Below are 1,630 nucleotides of genomic sequence, written 5' to 3'. Positions count from 1 at the left end.
AAGCCGTTTCAATACTAGTATGCTCCTTAAGTATTCGAATCAATCGGAAACCAGTTTGAAGGTGCAAATTGGCAGCGGCAATTGAATTTCTACTTCTTTATTATAGAGCTTTTAAATTAAGCAGATCGTTCAAATATACTCCGATTCCATCTTCTTCGTTCGTCAGGGTGATATCATTTGCAATATTTTTCACCACGTCAATCGCATTGCCCATAGCAATCCCGCGTCCCGCATATTCAAGCATGTCTAAATCATTATCTTCATCCCCGAAAGCAATGATCCTGTCAGGAGGGATTTGGAAATAGTCTGAAGCTTTCTTTAAGCCTACAGCTTTATTCAAGCCGTATTTAACAATTTCAACGACATGAAATGGAGCAGCCCAGCTTCTGTGGTCAATCACTTCAGCATGCACCTCAGACAGGTGTGCACGGATTTTTTTCACATCTTCTTCTTCAGAATGGATCAGCATACTTGTAGGAGAGGTCTTTAAGTATCTTCTAAGGTCTCCAGTTGTGATATTCGGATTACCCAAATTGAATATATCCATTAATTTTTCATCGTGATAATGAACGTATACATCGTCTATTACCTCAGCGATGATATTGTGGTATTTAAAATCATCAAGCGCTTCAACAATATCCTTCGCCACATCAATTGACAGAGGTGAATGGTGCACCCCCCACTTTGTATCAAGTGGATGATGGATGAAAGCTCCATTGAAGTTTACGATCGGTGTATCAAGTCCAAGCTCATGGTAGTACATTTCACTGGAACGGAAAGGCCTTCCAGTAGCAATCATGACAATATGGCCAGCATCACGGGCTTTTTGGATTACTCGCTTATTTTTTTCAGAAATTCTTTTATCATCTGTTAGTAAAGTACCGTCTAGGTCTAATGCGATTAAATGTTTTTCAGCCATAAAAACTCCTTCTTCCAACTGTTTTAGATATTTTGTTCCAGCGCCTGGCCAGATTCTCTCCGACCGCGCTCACCAAGGCGCTTACACTTTTCTTCATGATATGCGTTTGAGTGGCTCTTTTTTCATAAGAGTTCTACAATACATATATTGGATGGGTTATAAATTTATCTTATATCCACTATGCTAACCATTTTACATATAAATTGTAAAAAAATCATTTTTCTAATTTTACAGAGCGGTAAATTCGACTGTAAGGATAACTGTGGAATTTACATTCAAGCATATCCAGGAGGGTTTTACGTTGATTTTAGTCGAAAAGAAACGCATTAAAGATATTCCCGTTCTCCATATAGTAAAACAAAAGCAATTTTCAGACAAAATGCCTTTAATTATTTTTCTTCATGGGTTTACAAGCACGAAGGAAAGGAATATGCACGCAGCTTACCTTTTCGCTGAAAAAGGCTACAGGGTAGTAATGCCTGAAGCAAAATACCATGGGGAGCGAGCAGAGGGATTCTCAGAGATGGAGCTTGGGTTCCGTTTTTGGGAAATCGTCCTTACCTCAATTGACGAGCTTTCAATTATTAAGGACAACCTAGCTGAAGAAAATCTGGTTGATCCATCGAGAATCGGAGTTGCTGGAACTTCCATGGGAGCCATCACTACACTTGGTGGCTTAGCAAAATATGATTGGATAAAAGCCGCAGTCAG

Annotated in this window: 1 protein-coding gene and 1 pseudogene; one reads left to right on the top strand and one right to left on the bottom strand. The window is 39.3% G+C overall.

Annotated features, from left to right (window positions below; translation table 11 throughout):
- Positions 1-100: 100 nt before the first annotated feature.
- Entirely contained in the window at positions 101-919 is an 819-nt protein-coding gene (locus WB217_RS03835) for a Cof-type HAD-IIB family hydrolase (RefSeq protein WP_423990801.1), read from the bottom strand.
- A gap of 301 nt (positions 920-1,220) precedes the next feature.
- On the opposite strand from WB217_RS03835, the pseudogene WB217_RS03830 reads away from it, so the two are divergent.
- Positions 1,221-1,630, top strand: a pseudogene (locus tag WB217_RS03830) (esterase); the annotation flags it as partial.

This window comes from Mesobacillus sp. (assembly GCF_049588175.1).
Classification (GTDB): Bacteria; Bacillota; Bacilli; order Bacillales; family Cytobacillaceae; genus Mesobacillus.
Note: the sequence above shows the minus strand (reverse complement) of the source record. Positions and strands in the feature narration are given on the sequence as shown.